Annotated in this window: 28 protein-coding genes and 1 pseudogene; 5 read left to right on the top strand and 24 right to left on the bottom strand. The window is 72.5% G+C overall.

Annotated features, from left to right (window positions below; translation table 11 throughout):
• The first annotated feature begins 171 nt into the window (after window positions 1-171).
• Together ABD946_RS13615 and ABD946_RS13610 are read left to right on the top strand one after the other, a co-directional pair.
• Window positions 172-429, top strand: coding sequence for a hypothetical protein (locus tag ABD946_RS13615; protein ID WP_345283319.1), 258 nt, complete (start codon window positions 172-174; stop codon window positions 427-429).
• Between the two features lie 5 nt (window positions 430-434).
• Window positions 435-803, top strand: coding sequence for a PIN domain-containing protein (locus ABD946_RS13610; protein ID WP_345283353.1), 369 nt, complete (start codon window positions 435-437; stop codon window positions 801-803).
• A gap of 63 nt (window positions 804-866) precedes the next feature.
• On the opposite strand, the gene ABD946_RS13605 is transcribed toward ABD946_RS13610, so the two are convergent.
• From ABD946_RS13605 to ABD946_RS13595, 3 genes are read right to left on the bottom strand one after another with little or no spacing between them, the layout of a single operon-like run.
• Complete coding sequence (locus ABD946_RS13605; RefSeq protein ID WP_345283318.1) at window positions 867-1,352, bottom strand: hypothetical protein; 486 nt, start codon at window positions 1,350-1,352, stop codon at window positions 867-869.
• Between the two features lie 8 nt (window positions 1,353-1,360).
• Window positions 1,361-1,864 (bottom strand): NUDIX hydrolase, encoded by a 504-nt coding sequence (locus tag ABD946_RS13600; protein ID WP_345283316.1) that lies wholly within the window; start codon window positions 1,862-1,864, stop codon window positions 1,361-1,363.
• 11 nt (window positions 1,865-1,875) lie between these two features.
• Complete coding sequence (locus ABD946_RS13595; RefSeq protein ID WP_345283315.1) at window positions 1,876-2,541, bottom strand: TetR family transcriptional regulator; 666 nt, start codon at window positions 2,539-2,541, stop codon at window positions 1,876-1,878.
• A 107-nt stretch (window positions 2,542-2,648) separates the two neighbouring features.
• On the opposite strand from ABD946_RS13595, the gene ABD946_RS13590 reads away from it, so the two are divergent.
• A complete protein-coding gene (locus ABD946_RS13590) occupies window positions 2,649-3,341 on the top strand; it encodes a DUF4386 domain-containing protein (protein WP_345283314.1) in 693 nt (230 codons plus the stop codon).
• On the opposite strand, the gene ABD946_RS13585 is transcribed toward ABD946_RS13590, so the two are convergent.
• The 15 genes and pseudogenes from ABD946_RS13585 to pyrR all read right to left on the bottom strand — a co-directional run bounded on the left by ABD946_RS13585 (window position 3,269) and on the right by pyrR (window position 20,707).
• Entirely contained in the window at window positions 3,269-5,365 is a 2,097-nt protein-coding gene (locus tag ABD946_RS13585) for a primosomal protein N' (protein WP_345283312.1), read from the bottom strand. The genes ABD946_RS13590 and ABD946_RS13585 overlap by 73 nt on opposite strands.
• Window positions 5,366-5,452: 87 nt before the next feature.
• The gene (gene metK / locus ABD946_RS13580) at window positions 5,453-6,661 is read right to left on the bottom strand and encodes a methionine adenosyltransferase (protein WP_345283311.1); all 1,209 of its coding nucleotides are present in this window, start codon (window positions 6,659-6,661) and stop codon (window positions 5,453-5,455) included.
• 149 nt (window positions 6,662-6,810) lie between these two features.
• Window positions 6,811-8,019: a bifunctional phosphopantothenoylcysteine decarboxylase/phosphopantothenate--cysteine ligase CoaBC gene (gene coaBC, locus ABD946_RS13575; protein WP_345283309.1), complete on the bottom strand. Its 1,209-nt coding sequence runs from the start codon at window positions 8,017-8,019 to the stop codon at window positions 6,811-6,813.
• Window positions 8,020-8,184: 165 nt separating this feature from the next.
• Window positions 8,185-8,451: a DNA-directed RNA polymerase subunit omega gene (rpoZ, locus tag ABD946_RS13570; protein ID WP_030056185.1), complete on the bottom strand. Its 267-nt coding sequence runs from the start codon at window positions 8,449-8,451 to the stop codon at window positions 8,185-8,187.
• Between the two features lie 48 nt (window positions 8,452-8,499).
• A complete protein-coding gene (gene gmk / locus ABD946_RS13565) occupies window positions 8,500-9,057 on the bottom strand; it encodes a guanylate kinase (RefSeq protein ID WP_345283307.1) in 558 nt (185 codons plus the stop codon).
• Window positions 9,058-9,117: 60 nt separating this feature from the next.
• Window positions 9,118-9,444: an integration host factor, actinobacterial type gene (mihF, locus tag ABD946_RS13560; RefSeq protein WP_345283306.1), complete on the bottom strand. Its 327-nt coding sequence runs from the start codon at window positions 9,442-9,444 to the stop codon at window positions 9,118-9,120.
• 292 nt (window positions 9,445-9,736) lie between these two features.
• Entirely contained in the window at window positions 9,737-10,570 is an 834-nt protein-coding gene (gene pyrF, locus ABD946_RS13555; protein ID WP_345283305.1) for an orotidine-5'-phosphate decarboxylase, read from the bottom strand.
• Window positions 10,571-10,579: 9 nt separating this feature from the next.
• Complete coding sequence (locus tag ABD946_RS13550) at window positions 10,580-11,539, bottom strand: dihydroorotate dehydrogenase (protein ID WP_345283303.1); 960 nt, start codon at window positions 11,537-11,539, stop codon at window positions 10,580-10,582.
• Window positions 11,539-12,324 (bottom strand): dihydroorotate dehydrogenase electron transfer subunit, encoded by a 786-nt coding sequence (locus tag ABD946_RS13545; RefSeq protein WP_345283302.1) that lies wholly within the window; start codon window positions 12,322-12,324, stop codon window positions 11,539-11,541. The genes ABD946_RS13550 and ABD946_RS13545 overlap by 1 nt, the downstream gene beginning before the upstream one ends.
• A 158-nt stretch (window positions 12,325-12,482) precedes the next feature.
• On the bottom strand, window positions 12,483-13,580 hold the full coding sequence (locus tag ABD946_RS13540) for a quinone-dependent dihydroorotate dehydrogenase (RefSeq protein ID WP_345283300.1): 1,098 nt from the start codon (window positions 13,578-13,580) through the stop codon (window positions 12,483-12,485).
• Window positions 13,581-13,667: 87 nt separating this feature from the next.
• Window positions 13,668-16,976: a carbamoyl-phosphate synthase large subunit gene (gene carB / locus ABD946_RS13535; protein ID WP_345283299.1), complete on the bottom strand. Its 3,309-nt coding sequence runs from the start codon at window positions 16,974-16,976 to the stop codon at window positions 13,668-13,670.
• A 3-nt stretch (window positions 16,977-16,979) separates the two neighbouring features.
• Window positions 16,980-18,155 carry a glutamine-hydrolyzing carbamoyl-phosphate synthase small subunit gene (gene carA / locus ABD946_RS13530; RefSeq protein ID WP_345283297.1) on the bottom strand — a complete coding sequence of 392 codons (1,176 nt, stop codon included), beginning with the start codon at window positions 18,153-18,155 and terminating at the stop codon, window positions 16,980-16,982.
• Window positions 18,152-18,719, bottom strand: a pseudogene (locus ABD946_RS13525) (PH-like domain-containing protein). Before ABD946_RS13525 ends, carA begins: the two are co-directional and overlap by 4 nt.
• Window positions 18,719-20,023: a dihydroorotase gene (locus ABD946_RS13520; RefSeq protein WP_345283296.1), complete on the bottom strand. Its 1,305-nt coding sequence runs from the start codon at window positions 20,021-20,023 to the stop codon at window positions 18,719-18,721. Before ABD946_RS13520 ends, ABD946_RS13525 begins: the two are co-directional and overlap by 1 nt.
• Window positions 20,024-20,098: 75 nt before the next feature.
• On the bottom strand, window positions 20,099-20,707 hold the full coding sequence (gene pyrR, locus ABD946_RS13515; protein WP_345283295.1) for a bifunctional pyr operon transcriptional regulator/uracil phosphoribosyltransferase PyrR: 609 nt from the start codon (window positions 20,705-20,707) through the stop codon (window positions 20,099-20,101).
• 301 nt (window positions 20,708-21,008) lie between these two features.
• On the opposite strand from pyrR, the gene bldD reads away from it, so the two are divergent.
• The gene (bldD, locus tag ABD946_RS13510; protein WP_345283293.1) at window positions 21,009-21,512 is read left to right on the top strand and encodes a transcriptional regulator BldD; all 504 of its coding nucleotides are present in this window, start codon (window positions 21,009-21,011) and stop codon (window positions 21,510-21,512) included.
• A gap of 82 nt (window positions 21,513-21,594) precedes the next feature.
• On the opposite strand, the gene ABD946_RS13505 is transcribed toward bldD, so the two are convergent.
• Together ABD946_RS13505 and ABD946_RS13500 are read right to left on the bottom strand one after the other, a co-directional pair.
• Window positions 21,595-22,452, bottom strand: a complete 858-nt coding sequence (locus ABD946_RS13505; protein WP_345283292.1) for a hypothetical protein — start codon at window positions 22,450-22,452, stop codon at window positions 21,595-21,597.
• A gap of 219 nt (window positions 22,453-22,671) precedes the next feature.
• A complete protein-coding gene (locus ABD946_RS13500) occupies window positions 22,672-22,851 on the bottom strand; it encodes a hypothetical protein (protein WP_345283291.1) in 180 nt (59 codons plus the stop codon).
• 131 nt (window positions 22,852-22,982) lie between these two features.
• Between ABD946_RS13500 and ABD946_RS13495 the strand changes: the two genes are divergently transcribed.
• A complete protein-coding gene (locus tag ABD946_RS13495) occupies window positions 22,983-23,126 on the top strand; it encodes a hypothetical protein (protein WP_345283289.1) in 144 nt (47 codons plus the stop codon).
• On the opposite strand, the gene ABD946_RS13490 is transcribed toward ABD946_RS13495, so the two are convergent.
• The 4 genes from ABD946_RS13490 to ABD946_RS13475 form a co-directional block, all read right to left on the bottom strand.
• Window positions 23,127-23,873, bottom strand: coding sequence for a thioesterase family protein (locus tag ABD946_RS13490; RefSeq protein ID WP_345283288.1), 747 nt, complete (start codon window positions 23,871-23,873; stop codon window positions 23,127-23,129).
• A 196-nt stretch (window positions 23,874-24,069) separates the two neighbouring features.
• Window positions 24,070-24,510 carry a transcription antitermination factor NusB gene (nusB, locus tag ABD946_RS13485; protein WP_345283287.1) on the bottom strand — a complete coding sequence of 147 codons (441 nt, stop codon included), beginning with the start codon at window positions 24,508-24,510 and terminating at the stop codon, window positions 24,070-24,072.
• A 2-nt stretch (window positions 24,511-24,512) separates the two neighbouring features.
• The gene (efp, locus tag ABD946_RS13480; protein WP_345283286.1) at window positions 24,513-25,073 is read right to left on the bottom strand and encodes an elongation factor P; all 561 of its coding nucleotides are present in this window, start codon (window positions 25,071-25,073) and stop codon (window positions 24,513-24,515) included.
• A gap of 70 nt (window positions 25,074-25,143) precedes the next feature.
• A partial coding sequence (locus ABD946_RS13475) for a M24 family metallopeptidase (RefSeq protein WP_345283285.1) occupies window positions 25,144-25,794 on the bottom strand: 651 nt, incomplete at its 5' end.

The raw sequence follows: 25,794 nt of genomic DNA, 5'->3' as shown, positions 1-25,794 counted from the left end.
ACCTGCGGCGACCAACGCACGACCACCCCGGTCGCCGCTGCCCTGTGCCTCGCCACCTGACACCGCCATCAACACCGCAGCCTCTCAGCCGGGTACGGGTACGCAGCCGTACCCGCTACAATGGCCCACAGGTACGCACCGCCGTCCCGGAGTCGATCCCGAGGAGGCCCCATGGCCGACGCCAACGTCCGCATCCCCGCCGAGGCTCGCGACCGTCTTGCCGAGGTCGCCGCCGCCGAGCACCTCTCCCTACGGGCCTACCTCGCCCGCCTGGCCGAAACCGTTCTGACCCCCGCCGAGCGCGCCGAGCGCGCCGAGCAGGCCCGGCAACAGCTCCAGGCCTGGAACGGCTACGACCCCGACACCACCGACACCGATCGCCTCGACGCCGAGCTCGACCGCCGCCTGGCGCAGGCCGAGCTCCGGTGACCGGCCTGCACGTCGTCCTCGACGACACGGCCATGGTCGCCGCCGGCCGCGGGAACCTCCTCGCGTCACGCCTGATCCACCGCGCGCACACCGAGCCGGGCTGGTACCTCTACGCACCTGCCTGCGCACTGGTCGAGGCGGACCGCGAACGCCCCGGCACCGCCGCTCACCTCGCGGCCCTTCCGGCCGTCACCGTCCTCGAGCTGGACCTCCCCGCCGCCATGGCCGTCGCCACGGACACGACGTGGGCGCAGGCCCACACCCGCTACGCCGCATCCCCCACGCCGGACCGTCCCGACGGCGCGGTCGTCGCCACCGTGGACCCGTCCCGCTGGAAGGGGGAGCCCGTCCGAGTCATCGACCTGACCCCCTGAACGCAACGCCTCCTCGTGCGTGGATGGGCCGGATCAGACTTCCGAGGTCGCCCGGCAGCGCCCTCAGCCGGCCCGCTCCATCTTGAGCGCGCTCGACACCGGGACGGCCTGCCAGAGCGCACGGACCTCCGGGATCGTCGCGACGAACGCCGCGATCCCGTCCAGTGCCACGGATCGCTCGGGGCCGATCGGGTCGAAGTCGAACCCCATGCTGTCGTTCCAGGCAAGGGACCCGAGACCAGCCCAGGCCGGGTCCTCGCCGTAGTACAGCGTGAGCTCCACGCCCCAGAGCTCCACCTCGCCCTCCTCCCAGACCCCCACCTGCCGGGTGAAGCCCAGCGACGGCTGTCCGTCGTCCCAACTCCACCGCCCCCACTGGACGATGAAGCCGTCGCCGTCCTCCTCCACCGGCGCGACCCCACCCAGTGGCAGCTGGACGAACTCCCGGAACGCCTCCCACGCCCGCCCCACGTCCACCACCGCGTCCGGGTCGAGCCCGTGGGTCCGGAGGATTCGGGTGAAGGCCTTGACGGCGTCGGTCCAGTGCATGTTCCCGGTCACTCCGGATCGACCCCTTCGGTGAAGTCGCCCAGGTGCAAGGGCAGTTCGGGCGGCCCCGCGCGGAGCAGCTCGGCGAGCGGCACGGCCATCCGCTCGGGGTAGACGGTCTCCTCGGTGGCCGCGAGCTCGTCGAGGGTCCACCAGTGGTGGCCGTGGGTGGCCTCCGTCGAGTCGACGCGGATCCGCCCGGCCTCGGCGGCGGTGATCCTCACCAGCCGGTACTCCTCGCGCTGGTCGTAGGCCTGCCCGTCGTAGGTGAAGAACGCCCGCCGGGTCCAGGCCACCGGGCCGAACCGCCCGGCGGGCAGCGCCAGTGTGGTCTCCTCCCGCAACTCCCGCACGGCGGCGCCGAGATGGTCCTCTCCCCGGCCCACCCCGCCGCCGACGGTGAACCACCACCGGTGGCCCGCCCGGCGGGGGTCGCCCCCGCACAGCAGCAACAGCCGCTCGGCCTCGTCGACCAGCAGCACCCTCGACGCCTCGCGCCTGCGCAGCTCCACGGCCACCGACCCTACCCCCGCACCGGCGGAGCCCAGCCCGCCTCGTGCAGCCGGGCGAAGCCCTCCAGCAGCAGGTCCAGCGCGAACTCGAACTCGAACTGGTCGTCGCACCCGCCGCCGACCACCGACGCTTCGTCATGACCGCCCTCCGCCAGCTCCGCGAGCCGGGGGAAGGCCTCGACGAACGCGGCCGGTGGCGACCCGGAGCCCCCGGGCGCCTCGAACAGCTCCTGACTGAAGCCCAGCAGCCGGCTCCCCATCGCGTGCATCACATGGTGCGTCAGCTGCACCGACAGCCCCCCGCCCCGGAACGCGCCCGCCATCGCGTCGAGGTACGCCAGCACGGCCGCCGTCGGCACCGGCCGGGTCTCGATCACCCGCGCCGCCCAGGGGTGCCGCAGCAGCGCCGCCCGGGCCGAGAGCACCCGCGCCCGCACCACCCCCCGCCAAGGCCCCTCCCCCACCGGGTCGATCTCGGCGAGCACCGCGTCGACCATGCCGTCCAGCAGCTGCTCCTTGTTGGCGACGTGCTTGTAGAGCGCCATCGGCACCACGCCCAGCTCCTGGGCCAGCCGCCGCATGCTCAGCGCGTCGATCCCGATCGCGTCCGCCAGCTCGACCGCCGCCGCCAGCACCCGCCCCCGGTTCAACGGCTCCCGCCGCCCCGCACCGGCCACCCCGCACCACCCCTCTCATCAGCGCCGCTTGACCGAGTGTACGGCGTACGCCTACCGTGGCGGGCCATCAGCAGGTGTACGCCGTACACCTCGTCGAGGGGGCCGTCATGCACCAAGACCGGAAGACCGCCGTCATCACCGGCGCACTGTTCCTGCTCACCGAAGTCGCCGCCGTCGCGGGCCTGTTGCTCTACCAACCGCTGCTGGACGGCCGGGAGGGCGCCGGACAGCGCGCGCTGTCCGGCGCCCTCGCCGAGATCGTCCTGGTCACCGCCGTGGTCGGCACCGCCACCGCGCTCCACCCGGTGCTCAGCAGGCGCAGCGCGGCGGCCGCCCACGCCTACCTGGCCGGACGGCTGCTCGAAGGCGCGGTGATCGCCGTCGGCATCCTGGCCGTGCTCACCCTGGTGACGCTCCCTCAGCAGCCCGGCCCCGCCCGCGAGCTGCTCACCGCCCTCCACGCCAGGACCTTCCTGCTCGGTCCGAACGTCGCCCTCGGCCTCAACACCACCGTGCTGGCGTACGCGCTCCACCGGGCCCGGCTGCTCCCCCGCCCGATCACCGTCCTCGGCCTGCTCGGCGGCCCGCTGATCCTCGCCTCCGCCGTCGCCGTCCTGTTCGGCGCGTACCAGCAGGTCTCGGCCGCCGGCTCGCTCGCCGCCCTCCCGGTCCTCGCCTGGGAGCTCGCCCTCGCCGTCCACCTGCTCGCCCGAGGGTTCAAGGAGCCTCAGCCGATGTCGAGCGGATCCACCCGGATCTTCACCGAGTCCGGCGGCCGCAGCGCCACCCGGGCGATCTGAGCCGCCTTCAGCGCGGCCGCCAGCGCGGCCCCCTGACCGGGCGCCACCCGCAGCAGCGCCCGCTCCAGCTCGACGCCCCGCCCGCCCGAAGCCGGTACGGGCCCCAGCACGTCCGCGCCCTCCGGCAGGCGGATCAGCCCGAGCAGGTCCTCGACCGCCTGCGCGGAGCCGGTCACCGAGGCCATCCGGGAGACGGGCGGGAAGTGCAGCTGGGCCCGTTCCGCCAGCTCCAACCCCGCGTGCCCGGCCGGGTCCCAGCGCACCAGCGCCTGCACCGGCCGGGCGGTCGGCTCGGCGACCACCACCACGGCACCGCCCTCCTCCGCCGGCCGCACCAGCCCCGCCGCCGCCATCCACAGCCGCAGCGCCTCCTCGCCCGCCCGCAGGTCGGGACGGCCGAGCAGCGCCCAGCCGTCCAGCAGCAGCGCCGCCGCGTACCCGCCCTCGGCCACCGGCTCGGCCCCCGGCGTGGAGATCACCAGCGCGGGCTCCCCCGACACCACCGACAGCACCGAATCCCGCCCGGACGTGCGCACCGGCACCCGGGGGAAGGCCTTGCCCAGCTCCTCCGCCGTCCGCCCCGCCCCGACCACCTGCGCCCGCAGCCGGAACGAGCCGCACTCCACGCAGTGCCAGTCCGGCTCCTCCCGCCCGCACCAGGCACAGCTCAGCACCGCCCCGGCCGCGCCCGCCGCCAACGGTCCCTCACACGTCCGGCAGCGCGCGGGAGTCCGGCACCGCCCGCAGGCCAGCCTGGGCACGTAGCCGCGCCGGGGCACCTGGATCAGCACCGGCCCGTGCGCCAGCGCGTCCCGGGCCGCCTCCCAGGCCGGCCTCGGCAGCCGGGCGAACTGCGCGGCCTCGTCCCGCCCCTGGTCCTGGTCGGTCACGGTCCGCACCCGCGGAGCCGTCGCACGCACCACCGCCCGCGGCGCCGCCAGCGGCCGGGCCCACCCGGTGGAGAGCAGCTGCGCCGCCTCCACCGTCATCGACAGCCCGCCGAGCAGCACCCCGGCCTTCTCCTCCGCCGCCCGCAGCAGCGCCACCTCGCGCACGTGCGGGTGCGGGGCGCGCTGGTCGCTGTGGTTGCCGTCGCCGTCGTTCCACACCACCACCAGCCCGAGGTCACGCACCGGGGCGAACATCGCGGCCCTGGTCCCGATCACCGCCCGCACCGAGCCCCGGCTGACGGACAGCCAGCGCCGGTACCGCTCGCGCGGCCCGAGGTCGGCGGCCAGCGCGACGTGCCGGCCCTCGCCGAGCAGCGCCGTGAGCGCCTCGTCTACCCGGGCCACCGAGCGGCCCTCGGGCAGCACCACCAGCGCACCGCGGCCCCCGGCCAGGGTGGCGGCCACCGCGCGGGCGATCTCCCCCGGCCAGTCGGGCCCGGGCAGCGCCGTCCAGACCGCGCGCGGGGCCACCCCGTCCCGAAGGGCCGTCAGGTACTCCGGGCCCTCCTCGTACCGGGCCCAGCTCTCCGCCGAGGGGAACGGCGGTGCGGGGAGCGGCTCCGGCGAGGCCTCCGCCTCGGCCTGGGCGTGCCGCGGCGGCACCGCCAGCTGGAGCACGTCGGCCAGCGAGCCCGCGTAGCGGTCGGCGACGGTGCGGCACAGCCGTAGCAGCGCGGGCGTCAGCACCCGCTCCGGGGACAGCACCTGGGCCAGCGGGGCCAGCACGCCGGGGAAGTCGGAGTGCTCCAGCCGGGCCACCACGAAGCCGTCGTGGAGCTCACCGCCCTCGCGCCGCCCGTTGGTCCCGACCCGGGCGCCGAAGCGGACCCGGACCCGGACGCCGGGCTGGGCCTCGTCCGCCAGGTTGGCGGGCACCGCGTAGTCGAAGAACTTGTCCAGGCTGAGCAGCCCCTTGTCCACCACCACCCGGGCCACCGGCAGCTGCTCGGCCAGCTGCGCGCCGCGCCACGTCCGGGGCTTGGCCCTGCGGACCGTGTCCCGGATGAAGGCCAGCTGCTCCCCGGTGCCGGCCACAGCGCCGTTGTCTGTGCTGCCGTCGTCTGTGCTGCTCATCGTTCCCCACATCTACCAGACCGCACCGACGACACGACGAAGCGGCGGCCACCCCGCGAGGGGTGACCGCCGCTCCGAGGAGAAGCGTCAGGCGCTGACGGCCTTCTTCAGCTGCTCGACCCGGTCGGTCCGCTCCCAGGTGAAGTCAGCGTCGTCGCGGCCGAAGTGGCCGTACGCGGCGGTCTTCGCGTAGATCGGGCGGAGCAGGTCGAGGTCGCGGATGATCGCGGCCGGGCGGAGGTCGAAGACCTCGGAGACCGCGGCCTGGATCTTCAGCACCGGGACGGTCTCGGTGCCGAAGGTCTCCACGAACAGGCCGACCGGCTCGGCCTTGCCGATCGCGTAGGCGACCTGGACCTCGGCGCGCGAGGCCAGGCCCGCGGCGACGATGTTCTTGGCGACCCAGCGCATCGCGTAGGCGGCCGAACGGTCCACCTTGGACGGGTCCTTGCCCGAGAAGGCGCCGCCACCGTGGCGGGCCATGCCGCCGTAGGTGTCGATGATGATCTTGCGGCCGGTGAGGCCGGCGTCGCCCATCGGGCCGCCGATCTCGAAGCGGCCGGTCGGGTTCACCAGCAGGCGGTAGCCGTCGGTCACCAGCTTGATGCCGTCGTCGGCCAGGCGCTTGAGCTCCGGCTCCACGACGAACTCGCGGATGTCCGGGGTCAGCAGCGAGTCCAGGTCGATGTCGCTGGCGTGCTGCGAGGAGACCACCACGGTGTCGAGGCGGACGGCCTTGTCACCGTCGTACTCGATGGTGACCTGGGTCTTGCCGTCGGGGCGCAGGTACGGGATCTGGCCGTTCTTGCGCACCTCGGACAGCCGCTTGGAGAGGCGGTGCGCCAGGGTGATCGGCAGCGGCATCAGCTCGGGGGTCTCGTCGCTCGCGTAGCCGAACATCAGACCCTGGTCGCCGGCGCCCTGCTTGTCGAGGTCGTCCTCGTCGCCCTCGACGCGGGCCTCGTACGCGGTGTCGACGCCCTGCGCGATGTCGGGCGACTGCGCGCCGATCGAGACCGAGACGCCGCAGGAGGCGCCGTCGAAGCCCTTCTTCGAGGAGTCGTAGCCGATCTCCAGGATCTTCTCCCGGACGAGCTGCGCGATCGGCGCGTACGCCTTGGTGGTGACCTCACCGGCGATGTGCACGAGGCCGGTGGTGATCAGCGTCTCGACGGCGACCCGCGAGGTGGGGTCGGCCGCGAGGAGCGCGTCCAGGATGGTGTCGCTGATCTGGTCAGCGATCTTGTCGGGGTGCCCCTCGGTGACGGACTCCGAGGTGAACAGGCGGCGAGACACAGCGCTCCCTGGGGTTGCAGCGGCTGCTGACTGAATGCCCGGGTGTCCGGACATCCGGAAAGACTTTGATTCCGCGAGTGTAACGGTCCGCTACCAGGTGGCGGCACTCCCCCCTCAAAGATTGAGACGTATTCGACCACGCCTCCAGCTCAGCCCAAGCGGGCCCCGACCGCGTCCCAGACCGCGTCGGCCAGCGATTCCTTGGGCCCGTCGGCGATCTCGGTCTCGGTTCCGTCCGCGCTCAGCAGAACCGCCGCATTGGTGTCCTGACCGAAAGCCTTACCGCCGCCCACTTCGTTGACGACCAGGAGGTCGCAGCCCTTGCGCGCCAGCTTGGCCCGCCCGTTGGCGAGCACGTCGTCGGTCTCGGCGGCGAAGCCGACCACCACCTGGCCCGGGCGGGCCCGGTGGGCGGAGAGCTCGGCCAGGATGTCGGGGTTGCGCACCAGGGCGACCGGCGCGGGGTCCTGCCCGTCCACCTTCTTGATCTTCCCGGTGGCGTACTCGGCCGGGCGGAAGTCGGCCACCGCGGCCGCCATCACCACGGCGTCGGCGTCGGCCACCGCCTTCAGCGCCGCGTCCCGCAGCTCCAGCGCGGTGGAGACGTGCACCACGTCCACCCCCGCCGGGTCCGGCAGGGTGGCGTTGGCGGAGAGCAGGGTGACCCGGGCGCCGCGGGCGGCGGCGGTGGTGGCCAGCGCGTAGCCCTGCTTGCCGGAGGAGAGGTTGCCCAGGTAGCGCACCGGGTCCAGCGGCTCGCGGGTGCCGCCGGCCGAGACCACCACGTGACGGCCGGTCAGGTCGGCCTCCAGGCCGCCGCGCTCCAGCACCCGGCGACAGGCCTCGAAGATCGCGGCCGGCTCGGGCAGCCGGCCCTTGCCGGTGTCCTTGCCGGTGAGCCGGCCGACGGCGGGCTCCAGCACGATGACGCCGCGGCGGCGCAGGGTGGCCACGTTCTCCTGGGTGGCCGGGTGCTCCCACATCTCGGTGTGCATGGCGGGGGCCAGCACCACCGGGCAGCGGGCGGTGAGCAGGGTGTTGGTGAGCAGGTCGTCGGCCAGGCCGTGGGCGGCCTTGGCCATCAGGTCGGCGGTGGCCGGGGCCACCACCACCAGGTCGGCCTGCTGGCCGATCCGCACGTGCGGGACCTCGTGCACCCGCTCCCAGGTCTCGGTGGCGGCCGGCCGGCCGGAGAGGGCGGCCCAGGTGGCCTCGCCGACGAAGTGCAGCGCGGCGGCGGTCGGCACCACGGTCACGGCGTGGCCGGACTCGGTGAACCGGCGCAGCAGCTCGCACGCCTTGTACGCGGCGATGCCGCCGCTCACGCCGAGGACGACACTGGGCGGGCTGGCGTTCATCGCGGTGGCTCTCTCTGCCGGTCGGGCGGGGACGAGCCCCACCCTACGACCCATCAGAAGCCCGTCGCACCATGGCCCGCGACACACCGCGCGAGCCCCCGGGAACGCCGCAGGGCCCGTCGGAGCATCAGCTCCGACGGGCCCTGCGGTGACGTACCGGGAGACTCAGGCGGCCTCGACGGCCTCGGCCGTCAGCATGCCCGCGTTGATCTCGCGCAGCGCGATCGACAGCGGCTTCTCGTGCACGTGGGTGTCGACGAGCGGGCCGACGTACTCGAGCAGGCCCTCACCGAGCTGCGAGTAGTACGCGTTGATCTGACGCGCGCGCTTGGCGGCGTAGATGACCAGGCTGTACTTCGAGTCGGTCGCCTCGAGCAGCTCGTCGATCGGCGGGTTGATGATGCCCTCGGGCGCGGTCATGGAAGAGGACACGCGAAAACCTTCCGAAAGAAGAAACAAATCCTGAGCAGAACTGTCTGCTCAGGCTACACCGAGCAACCGTAGCAGTTCGGCCGAGACCTGCTCGACGGAGTGGTTGACCAGCGTGGTGTCGAACTCCGGCTCGGCCGCGAGCTCGACCTTGGCGGCCTCCAGCCGGCGGTCGATCACGTCCTGCGGCTCGGTGCCGCGGCCGGTGAGCCGGCGGACCAGCTCCTCCCAGCTCGGCGGGCCGAGGAAGACCAGCTGGGCCTCGGGCATCGACTCCCGGACCTGCCGGGCGCCCTGGAGGTCGATCTCCAGCAGGACCGGCTTCCCGCTCGCCAGCTTCTCCAGCACGGCCGCGCGCGGGGTGCCGTAGCGGTTCCCGGCGAACACGGCCCACTCCAGCAGTTCGCCGTTGGCGACCAGCTTCTCGAACTCGTCGTTGTCGACGAAGTAGTAGTGGACCCCGTTCTTCTCGCCGGGCCGCGGGTGCCGGGTGGTGACCGACACCGAGAGCCAGAGCTCGGGGTGCTGCTTCCTCAGATGAGCGACGACCGTGCTCTTGCCGACCCCCGAAGGGCCGGAGAGCACGGTCAGCCGCGGACGTTCACTCATGCACCGATTATCCCGGATCGCGGACGATCCGGGGACCACCGGGTCGGCTTTCGGCCGAGGTCAGGAGGCGGTGGAGCCGAACTCCCGCTCCAGCGAAGCGATCTGGTTCGTTCCGAGCCCGCGGACGCGGCGGCTCTCGGAGATCCCCAGGCGCTCCATGATCTGCTTGGCGCGGACCTTGCCGACGCCGGGCATGGACTCCAGCAGTGCGGAGACCTTCATCTTGCCGATGACCTCGTCGTCGGCCTTGCCCGCCTTGATCACGTCGTGCAGCGAGGCACCGGAGTGCTTCAGCTTGTTCTTCACATCGGCGCGCTTCCGACGGGCTTCGGCAGCCTTCGCGAGCGCGGCGGTGCGCTGTTCAGGGGTAAGGGGCGGAAGAGCCACGCCGTTCACCTCAGGTGTAGATGGAAGGAAATGAGCTATGACTGGGTGGTGCCTTCGAAGCGCACCGAGCGCAGAACCTCACGGCTCTGACCTGCGAGAGCAACGGTTCCGCCGCCCCTCGGTGACCTCTCGCCGGACACTACCCAACTTGAGGCCGCACGTCAGGAAAAGAACACGAAAAGTCCTGGTCAGCCAAGGTCGACCAGGACTTTTCCGGGCAAATCAGCCGCCCTGACGACCCATCCGCCGGGCCGCTGTGACGCGCCTCACAGGGCGCCCGTCATGAACTGCGTCACTTCACCACGGCGGCGATCTCCTCGACGAAGCGCTCCGAGGCCGCCCGCAGGGCCGCCACCGAGGGCCCGTGCTTGAGCACGTCCCGGCTCACGCTGGGCAGGACGTTCCCGACCGAGTCGCCGAACACCCGCGGCAGGTCGGCCGCCGTCGCCCCCTGGGCGCCGACCCCGGGGGCCAGCAGCGCGCCGTTGATCGCCAGGTCCGCCCCGGCCTCGGCCAGGGTGGCGCCGACCACCGCGCCGAAGGATCCGAGCGGCTCGGCGCCCGCGTTCTCCGCCTTCAGCCGGTTCAGCACGCCCTGGGCCACCGTCAGCCCGTCGGCGCCGACGGCCCGCTGGACCTCGTGGCCCTCGGGGTTGGAGGTGAGCGCCAGCGCGAACAGGCCGCAGCCGTTCGCCTTCGCCAGGTCCACGGCCGGCTGCAGCGAGCCGAAGCCCAGGTACGGCGAGACGGTCAGCGCGTCCGAGAACAGCGCCCGGTCCGGCGACAGGAAGGTCTCCGCGTAGGCGGCCATGGTGGAGCCGATGTCGCCGCGCTTGGCGTCCATCAGCACCAGCGCGCCGGCCTCGCGGGCCTCGGTGACGGTCCGCTCCAGCACCGCGATGCCCCGGGAGCCGAACCGCTCGAAGAACGCGGCCTGCGGCTTGAGCACCGCCACCTCACCGGCCAGCGCCTCGACCACCGTGCGGCTGAAGGTCTCCAGGCCGGCGATGTCGTCGTTCAGGCCCCAGGCGGTGAGCAGCGAGGCGTGCGGGTCGATGCCCACGCAGAGCCGGCCCCGGGCCTCCAGGGAGGCGGCGAGGCGGGTACCGAAGGGAGCGAGCGTCATGACGGCCTTTCAGGTGGATTCCGCGCGGTGGGCGTACCCCACCGCGTCCGTGTACGAGGCGAAGCCCCTCGCCGCCAGCTCGGTGCGCAGCTCGTCGAGGATGCGCAGCGGGGCGGTGGGGTCGTGGAACAGCGCGGTGCCGACGGCGACGCCGGCGGCACCGGCCAGGGTGAACTCCAGGGCGTCCAGCCCGGTCCGGAGCCCGCCCATGGCGAGGATCGGCACCCTCGGGATCCGTCCGGCCAGCATCTCCGCGTGCACCTGGTGCACGCAGCGCACGGCCAGCGGCCGGATCGCCGGGCCGGACAGCCCGCCGGCCGCGCCGCCCGGCACCGGGCGCAGGGTGACGGGGTCGATGGCCATCCCGAGGGGGGTGTTGATCAGGGACAGTCCGTCGGCGCCGGCCTGCACGCAGGCGGCGGCGATCTCGGTGACCGAGGTGACGTCCGGGGAGAGCTTGGCGTAGACCGGCAGCTGGGCATCGGCCGCGCGGCGCACCGCCCGGACCACGTCGTAGGAGGTGGCGGGGTTGCAGGCGAAGACCTGGCCGCGGTCGGCGGCGTTCGGGCAGGACAGGTTGACCTCGACGCCGACCACCCCGGGCTGCCCGTCCAGCGCGGCGGTGACCTCGGCGAACTCCTCCAAGCGCTCCCCCGCGACCGAGACCACCACCCGGGCGCCGCGCTCGGCCAGCCAGGGCAGCTCGGTCCGGACCAGGTGCGCGACGCCGACGCCCTGCAGGCCGACGCCGTTGAGCATCCCCGAGGGCGTCCGGGCCGTCCGCGGCGCGGGCCCGCCGGTGCGCGGCTCCCGCATGACCGTCTTGGTGGTGACCGAGCCCAGCGCGTCCAACGGCACGAACTTGGCCAGCTCCCGGCCGTACCCGGCGCAGCCCGAGGCGGTGGTCAGCGGGTTCGGCAGCGTACGGTGCCCCAGCGGGGCGGTCAGGTCGATCTCCCGAGGGTCCATCAGGCCGCCTTCCCCGTCTCCGCCCAGCGCACCCGCGCCCCGTCGAACACCGGCCCGTCCGTACAGGAACGCACCGACCGGCTCACCCCGTCGGCCCCGATCACCGGCAGCAGGCAGGCCGCGCAGAGCCCCGTCCCGCACGCCATCGCCTCCTCCACCGCCGTCCAGCACCGTGCGCCCAACTCACCTGCGACAGCCGCGACTTCGGCCAGCATCGGGGTCGGCCCGCAGGCGTACACCACGGTGGCGTCGATCGCCTTCACCGCCTGCGCGACCACCTCGGTCACCACCCCGGCCAGCCCCGCCGAACCGTCCTCCGTCACCACCAGCACGTCCTGCGTCAGCTCCCGGGCCGCCTCCGTCCCGAACAGCCGCTCCTCGCTCGCCGCCCCCAGGATGAACCCGACCTGCCCGCCCCGCCGCCGGATCCCCTCCGCCAGCCCGAACAGCGCCGCGCTCCCGTACCCGTCGGCCACCAGCAACGCACTCACCGGCCCCTCCGGCACCGGGAACGGCGTCCCCAGCGGAGCGATCAGGCTCAACCGGTCCCCCACCCGACTGCGCACCAACTCCCGTGTCCCCGGCCCGCGTTCGGCCACCACCAGCTCGACCGTCCCGCCCCCGACATCCGCCCGGTGGATCCAGAACGCCCGCCCCCGCAGCATCACGAAGTGCCCCGGCCCGACCCGCCGCGCCACCTCCGGAGCCCGCAGCACCAACCGCCGGTACGCCCCGGCCGGCGCCGACTCCACCAGCTCCGCCTCGGTCACCACTGGATGAGCCATCGGTTCTCACTTTCTCGGGAACGTCCAGAACCAAGAACGAGCCTCGGACCATTCGGCAACCAGGGTCAGCGACAGCAGGGGCGCGAGGAACTGCGCGAAGGGGAACGGCACTTGCCGCACTCCGCGCCGCGCAGTCACCCCCGCCCACGGACCGGCGCTCAGGCCTTCGCCGTCCCGACCGCCTCCGCGATGCTCTTGTACCCGCTCGCCTTCAACCGCGCCGCCAGCCCCCGGTGCACCTTCCGCATCCAGAACGGCCCCTCGTAGATGAACGCGCTGTACCCCTGCACCAGATCGGCCCCGTGCGTGATCCGCTCCCACGCGTCGTCCGCCGTCTCGATGCCGCCCACGGCGACCAGCACCAGCCGACCCTCCGTCCGCGCCCGGAGCCGCTGCAGCACCTCCAGCGACCGCGCCTTCAGCGGAGCCCCGGACAGCCCGCCCATCCCGATCTCCTCCACCCGGGCCGCGGACTCCTTGAGCCCCTCCCGCCCGATGGTGGTGTTGGTCGCGATGATCCCGTCCAGCCCGATCTCCATCGCCATGTCGGCGATCGCGTCGATGTCCTCGTCCGCCAGGTCGGGCGCGATCTTCACCAGCAGCGGCACGTGGTGCGGCACCGACCGGTCCGCCGCCCGCCGCACGTCGACCAGCAGCGGTGCCAGCGTCGACACCGTCTGCAGGTTGCGCAGCCCCGGCGTGTTCGGCGAACTCACGTTCACCACCAGGTAGTCCGCGTGCTCGGCCAGGCGCTCCGTGCTCTTCACGTAGTCGGCGGTGGCGTCGGCCTCCTCCACCACCTTGGTCTTGCCGATGTTCACGCCCACCACCGGCGTGAGCCCGGTCCGGGCCCGTCCGGCCAGCCGCGCCGCGACCCGCGCCGAGCCCTGGTTGTTGAAGCCCATCCGGTTGATCAGCGCCCGGTCCTCGACCAGCCGGAACAGCCGCGGCGCCGGGTTCCCCGGCTGCGGCTCACCGGTCACGGTGCCGATCTCGACGTAGTCGAAGCCCAGCATCGACAGCCCGTCGATCCCGATCCCGTTCTTGTCGAAGCCGGCCCCCAGCCCGAACGGCCCGGGCAGGTCCAGCCCCAAGGCGGTGGTGCGCAGCGAGGCGTGACGCGGCGCCAGCACCAGCTTCACCAGCTGCCGCAGCCCGGGCACCGAAGCGGCCAGCCGGATCCAGAAGAACGCCAGGTGGTGCGCCTTCTCCGGGTCCATCTTCTTGAAGACCAGATCGAACAGCAGCTTGTACACGACGGGGTCGCACCCTTCCTCGGAACAGAAAGCGGACATGGGTGTGGGGGGCACCCCAACCTGCGGTGTGCCCCCCACGGGGATGAGCTACTTGCGCCCGGCGTTGATCAGGGCCGCGTGCTCCTGGAGCGACATCACGCCGACCTCGCCGCGCAGCAGCGCGTCGGAGCCCTGCACCGCCGCGCCCATCGCCTGAACGGTCGTCAGGCACGGGACGCCGCGCGACACCGCAGCGGTGCGGATCTCGTAGCCGTCCAGACGGCCGCCGGTGCCGTACGGGGTGTTGATGATGAGGTCGACCTCACCCTCGTGGATCAGCTGGACGATGGTCTTCTCGCCGTTCGGGCCCTCGCCCTCGCTGTGCTTGCGCACCACGGTGGACGGGATGCCGCCGCGCTGCAGCACCTCGGCGGTGCCGGAGGTGGCGAGCACCTCGAAGCCCATCTCGACCAGCGCGCGGGCCGGGAAGACCAGGTTGCGCTTGTCGCGGTTGGCGACCGAGACGAAGACCTTGCCCTTGGTGGGCAGGGCGCCGTAGGCGCCGGCCTGGGCCTTGGCGTAGGCGGTGCCGAACACCTTGTCGATGCCCATGACCTCACCGGTCGAGCGCATCTCCGGGCCGAGCACGGTGTCCACGCCGCGGCCGTGGATGTCGCGGAAGCGGCTCCACGGCATCACGGCCTCCTTGACCGAGATCGGGCAGTCGGCCGGCAGCGTGCCGCCGTCGCCCTCGCTCGGCAGCAGGCCCTCGGCGCGCAGCTCGGCGATGGTGGCGCCGAGCGAGACCCGGGCCGCCGCCTTGGCCAGCGGCACCGCGGTGGCCTTCGAGGTGAAGGGCACGGTGCGCGAGGCGCGCGGGTTGGCCTCCAGGACGTACAGGATGTCCCCGGCCAGCGCGAACTGGATGTTGATCAGACCGCGGACGCCGACGCCCTTGGCGATGGCCTCGGTGGAGACCCGCAGGCGCTTGATGTCGTAGCCGCCCAGGGTGATCGGGGGCAGGGCGCAGGCCGAGTCGCCGGAGTGGATGCCGGCCTCCTCGATGTGCTCCATCACGCCGCCGAGGTAGAGCTCGTGGCCGTCGTAGAGGGCGTCCACGTCGATCTCGACCGCGTCGTCCAGGAAGCGGTCGATCAGCACCGGGTGCTCGGAGATCAGACCGGCGTGCCGCTCCAGGTAGGAGGCCAGCGAGGCCTCGTCGTAGACGATCTCCATGCCGCGGCCGCCGAGCACGTACGAGGGGCGCGCCAGCACGGGGTAGCCGATCTCGTCGGCGATCGCCTTGGCCTCCTCGAAGGAGAAGGCGGTGCCGTGCTTGGGGGCCGGCAGGCCGGCGTCGCGCAGCACGCGGCCGAAGGCGCCGCGCTCCTCGGCCAGGTCGATGGCCTCGGGCTGGGTGCCGACGATCGGCACGCCGTTGTCCTTGAGCGCCTGGGCCAGGCCGAGCGGGGTCTGCCCGCCGAGCTGGACCAGCACGCCGGCCACCGGGCCGGCCTGCTGCTCGGCGTGGACGATCTCCAGCACGTCCTCCAGGGTGAGCGGCTCGAAGTAGAGCCGGTCGGAGGTGTCGTAGTCGGTGGAGACGGTCTCCGGGTTGCAGTTGACCATGACGGTCTCGTACCCGGCCTCGGCGAGCGCGAAGGAGGCGTGCACGCAGGAGTAGTCGAACTCGATGCCCTGGCCGATGCGGTTCGGGCCGGAGCCCAGGATGATCACGGCGGGCTTGGAGCGCGGGGCGACCTCGGTCTCCTCGTCGTAGGACGAGTAGAAGTACGGGGTCTTGGCGGCGAACTCGGCGGCGCAGGTGTCCACGGTCTTGAAGACCGGGCGGATGCCCAGCGCGTGCCGCACCTCGCGGACCACGTCGGAGCGCAGGCCGCGGATCTCGCCGATCTGCTGGTCGGAGAAGCCGTGCCGCTTGGCGTGGCGGAGCAGCTCGGGGTCGAGCTTCTCGGCCTCGGCGAGCTCCTCGGCGATCTCGTTGATCAGGAAGAGCTGGTCGACGAACCACGGGTCGATCTTCGTGTTGTCGAAGACCTCCTCCGGGGTGGCGCCGGCCCGGATGGCGTCCATGACGGTGTTGATCCGGCCGTCGGTCGGGACCTGGCTCTTCGTCAGCAGCTCGGCCTTGTCGCCGAGCTCGCCGGTCCAGCTGAACTGCGAGCCCTTCTTCTCCAGCGAGCGCAGCGCCTTGTTCAGCGCCTCGGGGAAGTTGCGGCCCATGGCCATCGCCTCGCCGACCGACTTCATGGTCGTGGTCAGCGTGGCGTCGGCGCTCGGGAACTTCTCGAACGCGAAGCGGGGCACCTTGACCACGACGTAGTCGAGCGAGGGCTCGAAGGAGGCCGGGGTCTTCTCGGTGATGTCGTTGGGGATCTCGTCCAGGGTGTAGCCGACCGCCAGCTTGGCCGCGATCTTGGCGATCGGGAAGCCGGTGGCCTTGGAGGCCAGCGCCGAGGAGCGGGAGACGCGCGGGTTCATCTCGATCACGATGATCCGGCCGTCGACCGGGTTGATCGCGAACTGGATGTTGCAGCCGCCGGTGTCGACGCCGACCTCGCGGATGATCGCGATGCCGATGTCACGGAGCGTCTGGTACTCACGGTCCGTCAGGGTCATCGCCGGGGCGACGGTGATCGAGTCACCGGTGTGCACGCCCATCGGGTCGAAGTTCTCGATCGAGCAGACGACCACGACGTTGTCGTTCTTGTCGCGCATCAGCTCGAGCTCGTACTCCTTCCAGCCGAGGATGGACTCCTCCAGGAGCACCTCGGTGGTCGGCGAGAGGGTCAGGCCCTGGCCGGCGATGCGGCGCAGGTCCTCCTCGTCGTGGGCGAAGCCGGAGCCGGCGCCGCCCATGGTGAAGGAGGGGCGCACGACGACGGGGTAGCCGCCGAGCGTCTCCACGCCCTTGAGGACGTCGTCCATCGAGTGGCAGATGACCGAGCGGGCGGACTCGCCGTGGCCGATCTTGGCGTTGACGGCCTCGACCACGCCCTTGAACAGCTGGCGGTCCTCGCCCTTGTGGATCGCCTCGACGTTGGCGCCGATCAGCTCGACGCCGTACTTGGCGAGGGTGCCGTTCTCGTGCAGCGAGATCGCGGTGTTGAGCGCGGTCTGCCCGCCGAGGGTCGGCAGGAGCACGTCGGGGCGCTCCTTGGCGATGATCTTCTCGACGAACTCCGGGGTGATCGGCTCGACGTAGGTGGCGTCGGCGATCTCCGGGTCGGTCATGATCGTGGCCGGGTTGGAGTTCACCAGGACGACCCGCAGGCCCTCCGAGCGGAGCACCCGGCAGGCCTGGGTGCCGGAGTAGTCGAACTCGGCGGCCTGGCCGATGACGATCGGGCCGGAGCCGATCACCAGGACGGACTTGATGTCAGTGCGCTTCGGCACGGGTCAGCTCCCTGCGGTGGTGCGGGCCGGGGCACCGGCCATCAGGTCGACAAAGCGATCGAAGAGGTAGGCCGCGTCGTGCGGGCCCGCTGCCGCTTCGGGGTGGTACTGGACCGAGAAGGCCGGGGTGTCCAGGCACTGGAGGCCCTCGACCACGTCGTCGTTCAGGCAGACGTGGGAGACCTCGGCGCGGCCGAACGGGGTGTCGCTCACCTTGTCCAGCGGGGCCTGCACGGCGAAGCCGTGGTTGTGCGCGGTGACCTCGACCTTGCCGGTGGTGCGGTCCTGCACCGGCTGGTTGATGCCGCGGTGGCCGTACTTCAGCTTGTAGGTGCCGAAGCCGAGCGCCCGGCCGAGGATCTGGTTGCCGAAGCAGATGCCGAAGAACGGGGTCTTCTTGGCCAGCACCTCGCGGGCGACCGCGACCTGGTGGTCGGCGGTGGCCGGGTCGCCGGGGCCGTTGGAGAAGAACACGCCGTCCGGGTTCACCGCGTACAGCTCCTCGGCGGTGGAGTTCGCCGGGAAGACGTGCACCTCGATGCCGCGCTCGGCCATCCGGTGCGGGGTCATGCCCTTGATGCCGAGGTCCAGCGCGGCGACGGTGTACTTCTTCTCACCGATCGCCGGGACGACGTAGGTCTCCTTGGTGGCGACCTCGGCGCACAGGTCGGCGCCCTTCATCTCGGGCGCGCGGCCGACCCGGGCCAGCAGCTCGGCCTCGTCGGCCAGCGCCTCGCCGGAGAAGATGCCGACCCGCATCGCCCCGCGCTCGCGCAGGTGCCGGGTCAGGGCGCGGGTGTCCACGCCGCTGATGCCGACGACGCCCTGGCGGACCAGCTCCTCGTCCAGCGAGCGCTCGGAGCGCCAGTTGGAGGTGACCCGGGAGGGGTCGCGGACCACGTAGCCGGCCACCCAGATCTGCGAGGACTCGTCGTCCTCGTCGTTCCAGCCGGTGTTGCCGATCTGAGGGGCCGTCATGACGACCACCTGGCGGTGGTAGGACGGGTCGGTCAGGGTCTCCTGGTAGCCGGACATGCCGGTGTTGAAGACGGCCTCGCCGAAGGTCTCGCCGACCGCGCCGTAGGCCTGGCCGCGGAACACCCGGCCGTCCTCCAGGACGAGCACGGCGGGGATGCGCTCCCGCCTGTGGCGCGTGGTGGTGGGGGCAGGTGCGGTCATTTGGCGGCCTCTTCTTCCGTCTTCTTCGTCGTACGTCGTGTCACGAGAGCCTCGACCGCCTCGACCCAGGCGGTGTGCTCCTCAGGGTGGTCGGCCCGGAAGCCGGAATCCAGCGCGACACCCTGGTTGTCCCAGGTGATGACGAGGAGTCCGGCGGGCACGACCTTGCCCGCGATCCCGGAGTCCGTCCGGGCGGCCGTCAGGCTGCCCGCAGGGATCCAGAGGTCCACGTCACCGGGCCGGCGGACCAGCAGGCCCCGCTCGGTGAGCGTGAGTTCGGCCAGGCTGCGGGTGCCGAGGCCGTGCGCGACGACCCGGTCCAGCCAGTTCCCGGCGGTGGTCGAGCCGTGGTAGCGGCCCTTCGCCTCCAGCAGCGGCGCACCCGGGTCGGCGGGCACCTCCGGCAGCGGGGGGCAGGTCGGACTGGAGCGTGCGGCGCCAGTTCCAGCCCTGGCGCATCAGCCAGTAGACGAGCCCGACCAGGATCGCCAGGCCGGCCATCCACCCCAGGTACGGGGTCCAGTCGGTGATCTTCGCCTTCTCCTGGGCCAGCTGAAGGAGCATCACGCGTCCTCACCCAGCTCGGTCAGGGCCCCGGCGAGCACCGTGGCGGTGCCGCGCAGGAAGGTGGCGTGCACCTTCCCGGGCAGGTCGAGGCCCTTGAAGGGGGTGTTCCGGCTGCGGGTGGCGAAGGCGTCGGGGGTCACGGTCCCACGGTACGCGGGATCGAACAGCACCAGGTTGGCGGGCTCACCGACCGAGATCGGGCGGCCCTGCCCGGTGAGACGGCCGATCCGCGCGGGGCGGTGCGACATCCGGTCCGCCACGCCCTGCCAGTTCATCAGGCCGGTGTCCACCATGGTCTGCTGGACCACCGAGAGCGCGGTCTCCAGGCCGACCATGCCCATCGCAGCCACCGCCCAGGCGCAGGTCTTGTCCGCCTCGGGGTGCGGCGCGTGGTCGGTGCCGACCGCGTCGATGGTGCCGTCGGCCAGCGCGGCGCGCAGCGCGAGCACGTCCTCCTCGGTGCGCAGCGGCGGGTTGACCTTGTAGACCGCCTCGCCCGTGCGGACCAGCTCGTCGGTGAGCAGCAGGTGGTGCGGCGTCACCTCGGCGGTCACGTCCAGGCCGCGGGACTTGGCCCAGCGGACGATCTCCACCGAACCCTTGGTCGAGAGGTGGCAGACGTGCAGCCGGCCGCCGGTGGCCGCGGCCAGCGCGACGTCGCGGGCGATGACCGCCTCCTCGGCGACGGCGGGCCAGCCGGGCATGCCGAGCTCGGCCGAGACGGTGCCCTCGTTCATCTGGGCGCCCTCGGTCAGGCGGGGCTCCTGGGCGTGCTGGGCGACCACGCCGTCGATGCTCTTGGCGTACTCCAGCGCGGCGCGCATCATCACGGCGTCGTCCACGCACTTGCCGTCGTCGGAGAAGACCCGGACGGCGGCGGCGGAGCGGTGCATGCCGTCCCAGTCGGCCGCCTCCTTGCCCTCCAGGCCGACGGTGACGGCGCCGACGGGGTGCACGTCGCAGTAGCCGGCCTCCAGGGCCAGGCGGTGGACCTGCTCGACCACCTCGGCGGTGTCGGCGGTCGGGGTGGTGTTGGCCATCGCGTGCACGGCGGTGAAGCCGCCCATGGCGGCGGCCTGAGTGCCCGTCAGGACGGTCTCGGCCTCCTCCTTGCCGGGCTGGCGCAGGTGGGTGTGCAGGTCCACCAGGCCGGGCAGCACCAGCAGGCCGCGGGCGTCGATCTCGACGTCGGCGGTGGCGTCCAGGTCGGTGCCGATCTGCTGGATGACGCCCTCGGCGAGGAGGAGGTCCTGCGGGGCGCCGCCCAGGATCTGGGCGTTGCGGATCAGGTACGTGGTCATGACTGTGCTCCGGGGGTCTTCGGTACGGGGGTACGAGGCAGCACGGCGGGGCGGGCACGGAGCACCGCCCGGCCGCTACTCCCCGGAGGGCTCGGAGGCGAAGGCCTGCGAGGAACGGGCCGCGTAGTCGCGGTCCCCGACCAGCACGGCGTCCCGGCCGTCCACGTCGGCGAGCCGGACCTGGACCGCCTCGCGCAGCGAGGTCGGCAGGTTCTTGCCCACGTAGTCGGCACGGATCGGCAGTTCGCGGTGGCCCCGGTCGACCAGCACCGCGAGCTGGACGGCGCGCGGGCGGCCGATGTCGCTCAGCGCGTCGAGCGCGGCGCGGATGGTGCGGCCGGAGAAGAGGACGTCGTCGACCAGGATGACCAGCTTGCCCTCGATCCCGTCGGCCGGGATCTCGGTGTGCTCGGCGGCCCGGGCGGGCTTCAGCCGCAGGTCGTCCCGGTACATCGTGATGTCCAGGGTGCCCATGGGTATCTCGCGGCCGGTGATCTGGGCCAGCTTGGCCTGCAGGCGGCGGGCGAGGTGCACCCCGCGGGTGTGGATGCCGAGCAGCACGACGTCCTCCGCGCCCTTGGCGCGCTCGACGATCTCGTGCGCGATCCGGGTGATCACCCGGGTCACATCGGTGGCGTCCAGCACCTGGTGCGGTGGACGCGCTGAGTCAGTGCGTGTGGTCATGCCGAAGCCGACCTCCTTCCCCGCCTCACAGGACGGGCTTTAAAGGATGTCTGTGGAACGACCCCCGGGCTGCGCCGGAAGCCGCCGCCATCCTAACAGGGGGATCATGTCTGCCTGGTCAGGGGCCCAATCGCACGAGTGCACCATTCGGCTTGACGCAACTACCTCACTCTACGTAACCTCACAGTGAGTTACGAGACCGCCGCCGAACCCACCGGTAACGCAGCCGGGTCCGGCAGCTGAACCACCAGCCCGCTCGTGCTCACCCTTCAACGCGAAGCAATCTCGTCCGGGGAGACCAATGTCCAGCGACTACGCGAAGCAGCTCGGGGCCAAGCTCCGGGCGATCCGCACTCAGCAGGGGCTCTCCCTGCACGGCGTCGAGGAGAAGTCCCAGGGGCGCTGGAAGGCCGTGGTGGTCGGCTCGTACGAGCGCGGCGACCGCGCGGTCACGGTGCAGCGCCTCGCGGAGCTGGCGGAGTTCTACGGCGTGCCGGTCCAGGAGCTGCTGCCCGGCGGCACCCCCGGCGGCGCGGCCGAGCCGCCGCCGCGCCTGGTGCTCGACCTGGAGAGACTGACTCAGGTGCCGTCCGAGAAGGCCGGCCCGCTGCAGCGCTACGCGGCCACCATCCAGAGCCAGCGCGGCGACTACAACGGGAAGGTGCTGTCGATCCGTCAGGACGACCTCCGCACCCTGGCCGTCATCTACGACCAGTCCCCCTCGATCCTCACCGAGCAGCTGATCAGCTGGGGCGTGCTCAACCCGGACGCGCGCCGCGCCGTCCGGGAGGAGGACGTCAACTGACCTGACGTCACCTGCAGAAACGTCACGGCGGAGCGGCCCCCCGCGGGGCCCGCTCCGCCGTTCGCGCGTCCCGGCCCCCCGGTCAGCACACCGTCCCCAGGCTGAACCCCGGCCCGGACGCCACCCCGTCCAGCTCCACCGCCGCCGGCACGTACCCGTGCCCGCCGCCCTGCCAGCCCCAGGCCGTCTGCCGGTACTCCCCGCAGGCCGAGCCCTGGGTCCCGTGCAGCAGCGCCGCTCCCGGGAGCTCCCGGTACAGCCCGGCGCAGAGCACCGCGCAGACCAGGTCCAGGTCCTCGTCGTTGATCCGCACCACGCCGTCCTCCCAGTGCAGGATCCGGGCCTCCGCCGTCAGCCGCCCGCCCGGCGCCCCGACCGCGCAGCGGAACTCGTACGTGCCCGGGCCGGCCCCCACCAGCATCCGGCGGAACACCTCCGCCCCCGCCTGGTAGGCCCGCCGCACCGCCGGGTCGGCGTCCTCCTCCGCCGCGTACAGCCCGCCGTCCAGCAGCAGGTCCGCGTGGCGCAGGGTCAGCCCGTTCTCCCGGGCCCGCACCAGGCGCGGCAGGAAGTCCCCCGAGAGCTCCTCGCCCTGGTAGGGCAGCAGTTGGGTCTGCAGCGGCGGGTTGACCAGGTAGCGGTCCCGGGAGGTCTGCTCCGCCGGGTCCAGCCCGTGCAGCAGGCAGAACTCGGCGAAGTCCTGCGGGTGGAACACCCGGGCCTGCACCACCCCGAAACTGCGCCGCGCCTCCTGGAGCAGCACCGCGGTGTCCAGCAGGTAGGCGTCGTAGTCCGGAGCGTCCGTCAGCCGCCACTCCCGCACCCGCTCGAAGTCCTCCGGGCCGGCCAGGATGCCGGTCACGAACGCCTGGTCCTCGTGTCGGGCCGGCTGGTGGGAGGTGCAGCGGGAGGCGCGGGACGGGCGACCGTTACGGCTCATCGGAGGCTCCTGATGGTTCGTCGGCGGCGGAGTGCCGCTGCCCCTCTACCTCCCCCTCCCCGGCGGGCGCACACGTACCGCACGTCACAAGCCTGTAACCGTCCGTGACGCATCCGCCACCGCGAGCGCCTGAGTACGGGTGCTCATGCGCGGTTCACCCGCGCCCCCCACACTGCTCTGCGGATGGCACGCCGACGGGGGGGAAGCGGGATGTTCGGATCACGGGTGCTGCGGGCGGCCCTGGTGGGATCGGTGGGTGGCGCGGCCCTGCTCGGCGCGGGGGTGGCTGACCGCCCGGGCCGACCGCAGCTGGTGCACGGCCGACGGCTGGGGCTGCCTGAACTGGATCGTCCTCGGCGTCCTCGGCTCCGTCACCGTCCTCTCGGTGCTGGCCGGCATCGCCCTGCACCTGCTCGACGTCCGCCCCGCCGTCCGGGTGGTCACCACGGCGCCGCTGGTCGTCTGGTTCGTCGCCGCGCAGACCGTCCCTGGCCTGCACCGCGCTCACCGACACCACCTGGCGGGCCGTCATGCAGTCCAGCACCGTGGCGTTCTTCGTCCGCCACGGTGGGTCGATGGTCACCCTGACCGCCGATGGCGTGCACGTGACGGACGGGACCCTGGCCGCCATGGCCACCAGCCTCGCCGTCCGCGAGCCGTCCTACTTCGGCTGACTACTTCGGCGGCCGCGGCGCCCGGGCCAGCTGGCGGGACTGGGCGACCAGCCGGCCGGAGGCGTCCCAGACCTCGCAGTCCTCCTCGAAGTGACCCGCCGCCAGGTTCCTGGTCGAGTGCACCACCCGGAGCCAGCCGGGCACCGGCCGGGCCCGCAGATGGACCGTCAGTTCGATGGTGGGCGCCCAGCCGGGCATGCCGAGGTCGAAGGTGACCGGCGGCAGCGCGTCGGCCACCAGCAGCAGCGAGAGCGGGTCCGGCTCGCGCCCGTCGGCCAGCTTGAACCAGCCCTGGATCAGCCCCCGCCCGGACGGCTGCCCGAGCGCCCAGCCGACGCTGGCCGGGTCCAGCCGCAGGTCGAACCGCTCCAGCAGCGCGGCCTGCGAGATCAGCTGCGGCGGCGCGTGCTCCACGCCGATGCACTGCTCCACCGGCGGCAGCTGCGGCGCCACCGCGGTGGTCCGCACCTCCCCCTGATGGGTGCTCAGGTCCCCGTAGGTGGCGAGTACCCGCAGCCGCTCCTCCCCGCCCTGGCTCAGCGAGGCCGTCGCGGTGGAGAGCGAACGCCCCCGCCGCACCGACTCCGTCCGCACCTCCGCCGGCCCGGGCACCGAGGCCGACAGGTAGTACCCGCTGATCGAGACCGGATCCGGGTGCTCGGGGTGGTCGAGCGAGAGCGCGTGCCCCGCCACCGCCAGCAGCAGTCCCCCGTTGATCCCGCCGCCGATCTGCCAGCCCTCGCCCAACTCCGCCCGGTACGCCCCGGGGCCCGTCGGTCTTGAGGGCGATGCCCTGGTCGAACTCGCTGAGGATCGCGGTGGTCATCGGTGGAGCCGCCTTCGCAGAGCAGTTACCCGTCAGTAGCCACCATAGGCCAGCCGCCCCCGGGAACGACAGAGCCGCCGGACCCCCGAAGGGGCCGGCGGCTCCGTGGCTCGGTGCTCAGTCGCGACGCAGGGTCGGCTTGAGCTCCAGGAAGCGGGCGAGCAGGCCGTTGACGAAGGCCGGGGAGTCGTCCGTGGAGTACTCCTTGGCGATCTCGACGGCCTCGTCCAGGACGACCGCGTCCGGGACGCCGTCCTCCCAGATCAGCTCGTAGGCACCGAGGCGCAGGACGTTGCGGTCCGCGATCGGCATCCGGTCGAGGGTCCAGCCCACGGCGTAGGTCGAGATCAGCTCGTCGATCTTGCGGGCGTGCTGCACGTAGCCCTCGATCAACTGCATGGTGTACTCGCCGACCTGCGGGATGCCCTCGTCCGGCTTGGGGTCGCGCGCCCGCGCGATCCAGTCGGCGAGCACCCGCTGGGGGTCGACCCCGCGGTGGTCGGCCTCGAAGAGGATCTGGAAGGCCCGGGTGCGGGCCTTGGTGCGAGCAGCGGACACGGTTACTTGACCCGGCCCAGGTAGCTGCCGTCGCGGGTGTCGACCTTGACCTTCTCGCCGGTGGTGACGAAGAGCGGCACCTGGATCTCGGTGCCGGTCTCCAGGGTGGCCGGCTTGGTGCCACCGGTGGAGCGGTCGCCCTGGACGCCCGGCTCGGTCTCGGCGATCACGAGCTCGACGGCGGCCGGGAGCTCGACGTACAGCGGGGAGCCGTCGTTCTGCGCGACCAGGGCCTCGAAGCCCTCGAGCAGGTACTTGGCGGCGTCGCCGACCACGGACGGCTCGATGGTGAGCTGGTCGTAGGTGTCCATGTCCATGAACACGAAGTTCTCGCCGTCCTTGTACGAGAACTGCATGGTGCGCTTGTCGACGTTGGCGGTCTCCACCTTGACGCCGGCGTTGAAGGTCTTGTCGACGACCTTGCCGCTGAGGACCTCCTTGAGCTTGGTGCGCACGAAGGCCGGGCCCTTGCCGGGCTTCACGTGCTGGAACTCGACGACGGACCACAGCTTGCCGTCGATGTTGAGGACCATGCCGTTCTTGAGATCGTTCGTGGAAGCCACGGGCGCACTTACTCCTGGATATAGCTGTCAAGGAACCAAGGGATTGCGCGTGCCGCGGCCGCCGGGGCGGCTACAGCGCGAGGAGCTCCTTGGTCGTGATGGTGAGCAGCTCGGGCCCGCCCTCTTCGAGGGGGCGCACCACGAGCGTGTCCTCGATCCGGACTCCGCCCTTTCCGGGGATGTGCACCCCGGGGCCGACGGTGACCGGCACGCGATTGTCCAGTTTACCCATGTCCGCGGGCCCGAGACGCGGCGCCTCCCTGATCTCGAGTCCGATGCCGTGACCGAGCGGGTGCACGGCGTTGCCCGCGTGGCCCGCGGACTGGAGGATCTCGCGGGCGGCCAGGTCCGGTGCGTGCTGCGGGACACCCGGCTGGAGGGCCTCCCGGCCGGCCCGCTGGGCGCGGAAGACCAGGCGGTGCAGGTCGACCTGCCAGGGGGCGGGGGCGGCGCCGATCACGAAGGTGCGGGCGGTGGAGACCCGGTAGCCGCGGTACTGGGCGCCGAGCACCACGGTGAGGAAGTCACCCTCCTCCACCCGGCGGTCGGTGGGCAGGTGGGCCTCCTGGCCGGAGTGGCTGCCGGTGCCGACCGAGACCGGGAAGGCGGCCCGGTCCGCGCCGTGGTCGATCATCCGGCGCTCCAGCTCCATCGCCAGGTGGCGCTCGGTGCGGCCGACCAGGATCGACTCCAGCAGCTCGCCGAGCGCCTGGTCGGCGAT

It is taken from the genome of Kitasatospora albolonga, from assembly GCF_039535905.1.
GTDB classification, from domain to species: Bacteria; Actinomycetota; Actinomycetes; order Streptomycetales; family Streptomycetaceae; genus Kitasatospora; species Kitasatospora albolonga.
The sequence above is the reverse complement of the archived record's forward strand: the minus strand, read 5'-3'. Positions and strand labels throughout refer to the sequence as shown.

Bases quoted from the DNA above. Each gene is read 5' to 3' on its own strand.
- ABD946_RS13615 (WP_345283319.1), top strand. From the start codon at position 172: ATGGCCGACGCCAACGTCCGCATCCCCGCCGAGGCTCGCGACCGTCTT.
- ABD946_RS13605 (WP_345283318.1), bottom strand. From the start codon at position 1,352: ATGCACTGGACCGACGCCGTCAAGGCCTTCACCCGAATCCTCCGGACC.
- ABD946_RS13590 (WP_345283314.1), top strand. From the start codon at position 2,649: ATGCACCAAGACCGGAAGACCGCCGTCATCACCGGCGCACTGTTCCTG.
- ABD946_RS13585 (WP_345283312.1), bottom strand. From the start codon at position 5,365: ATGAGCAGCACAGACGACGGCAGCACAGACAACGGCGCTGTGGCCGGC.
- coaBC (WP_345283309.1), bottom strand. From the start codon at position 8,019: ATGAACGCCAGCCCGCCCAGTGTCGTCCTCGGCGTGAGCGGCGGCATC.
- gmk (WP_345283307.1), bottom strand. From the start codon at position 9,057: ATGAGTGAACGTCCGCGGCTGACCGTGCTCTCCGGCCCTTCGGGGGTC.
- pyrF (WP_345283305.1), bottom strand. From the start codon at position 10,570: ATGACGCTCGCTCCCTTCGGTACCCGCCTCGCCGCCTCCCTGGAGGCC.
- ABD946_RS13550 (WP_345283303.1), bottom strand. From the start codon at position 11,539: ATGGACCCTCGGGAGATCGACCTGACCGCCCCGCTGGGGCACCGTACG.
- ABD946_RS13545 (WP_345283302.1), bottom strand. From the start codon at position 12,324: ATGGCTCATCCAGTGGTGACCGAGGCGGAGCTGGTGGAGTCGGCGCCG.
- carA (WP_345283297.1), bottom strand. From the start codon at position 18,155: ATGACCGCACCTGCCCCCACCACCACGCGCCACAGGCGGGAGCGCATC.
- ABD946_RS13520 (WP_345283296.1), bottom strand. From the start codon at position 20,023: ATGACCACGTACCTGATCCGCAACGCCCAGATCCTGGGCGGCGCCCCG.
- pyrR (WP_345283295.1), bottom strand. From the start codon at position 20,707: ATGACCACACGCACTGACTCAGCGCGTCCACCGCACCAGGTGCTGGAC.
- bldD (WP_345283293.1), top strand. From the start codon at position 21,009: ATGTCCAGCGACTACGCGAAGCAGCTCGGGGCCAAGCTCCGGGCGATC.
- ABD946_RS13505 (WP_345283292.1), bottom strand. From the start codon at position 22,452: ATGAGCCGTAACGGTCGCCCGTCCCGCGCCTCCCGCTGCACCTCCCAC.
- ABD946_RS13500 (WP_345283291.1), bottom strand. From the start codon at position 22,851: ATGCCGGCCAGCACCGAGAGGACGGTGACGGAGCCGAGGACGCCGAGG.
- ABD946_RS13495 (WP_345283289.1), top strand. From the start codon at position 22,983: ATGCAGTCCAGCACCGTGGCGTTCTTCGTCCGCCACGGTGGGTCGATG.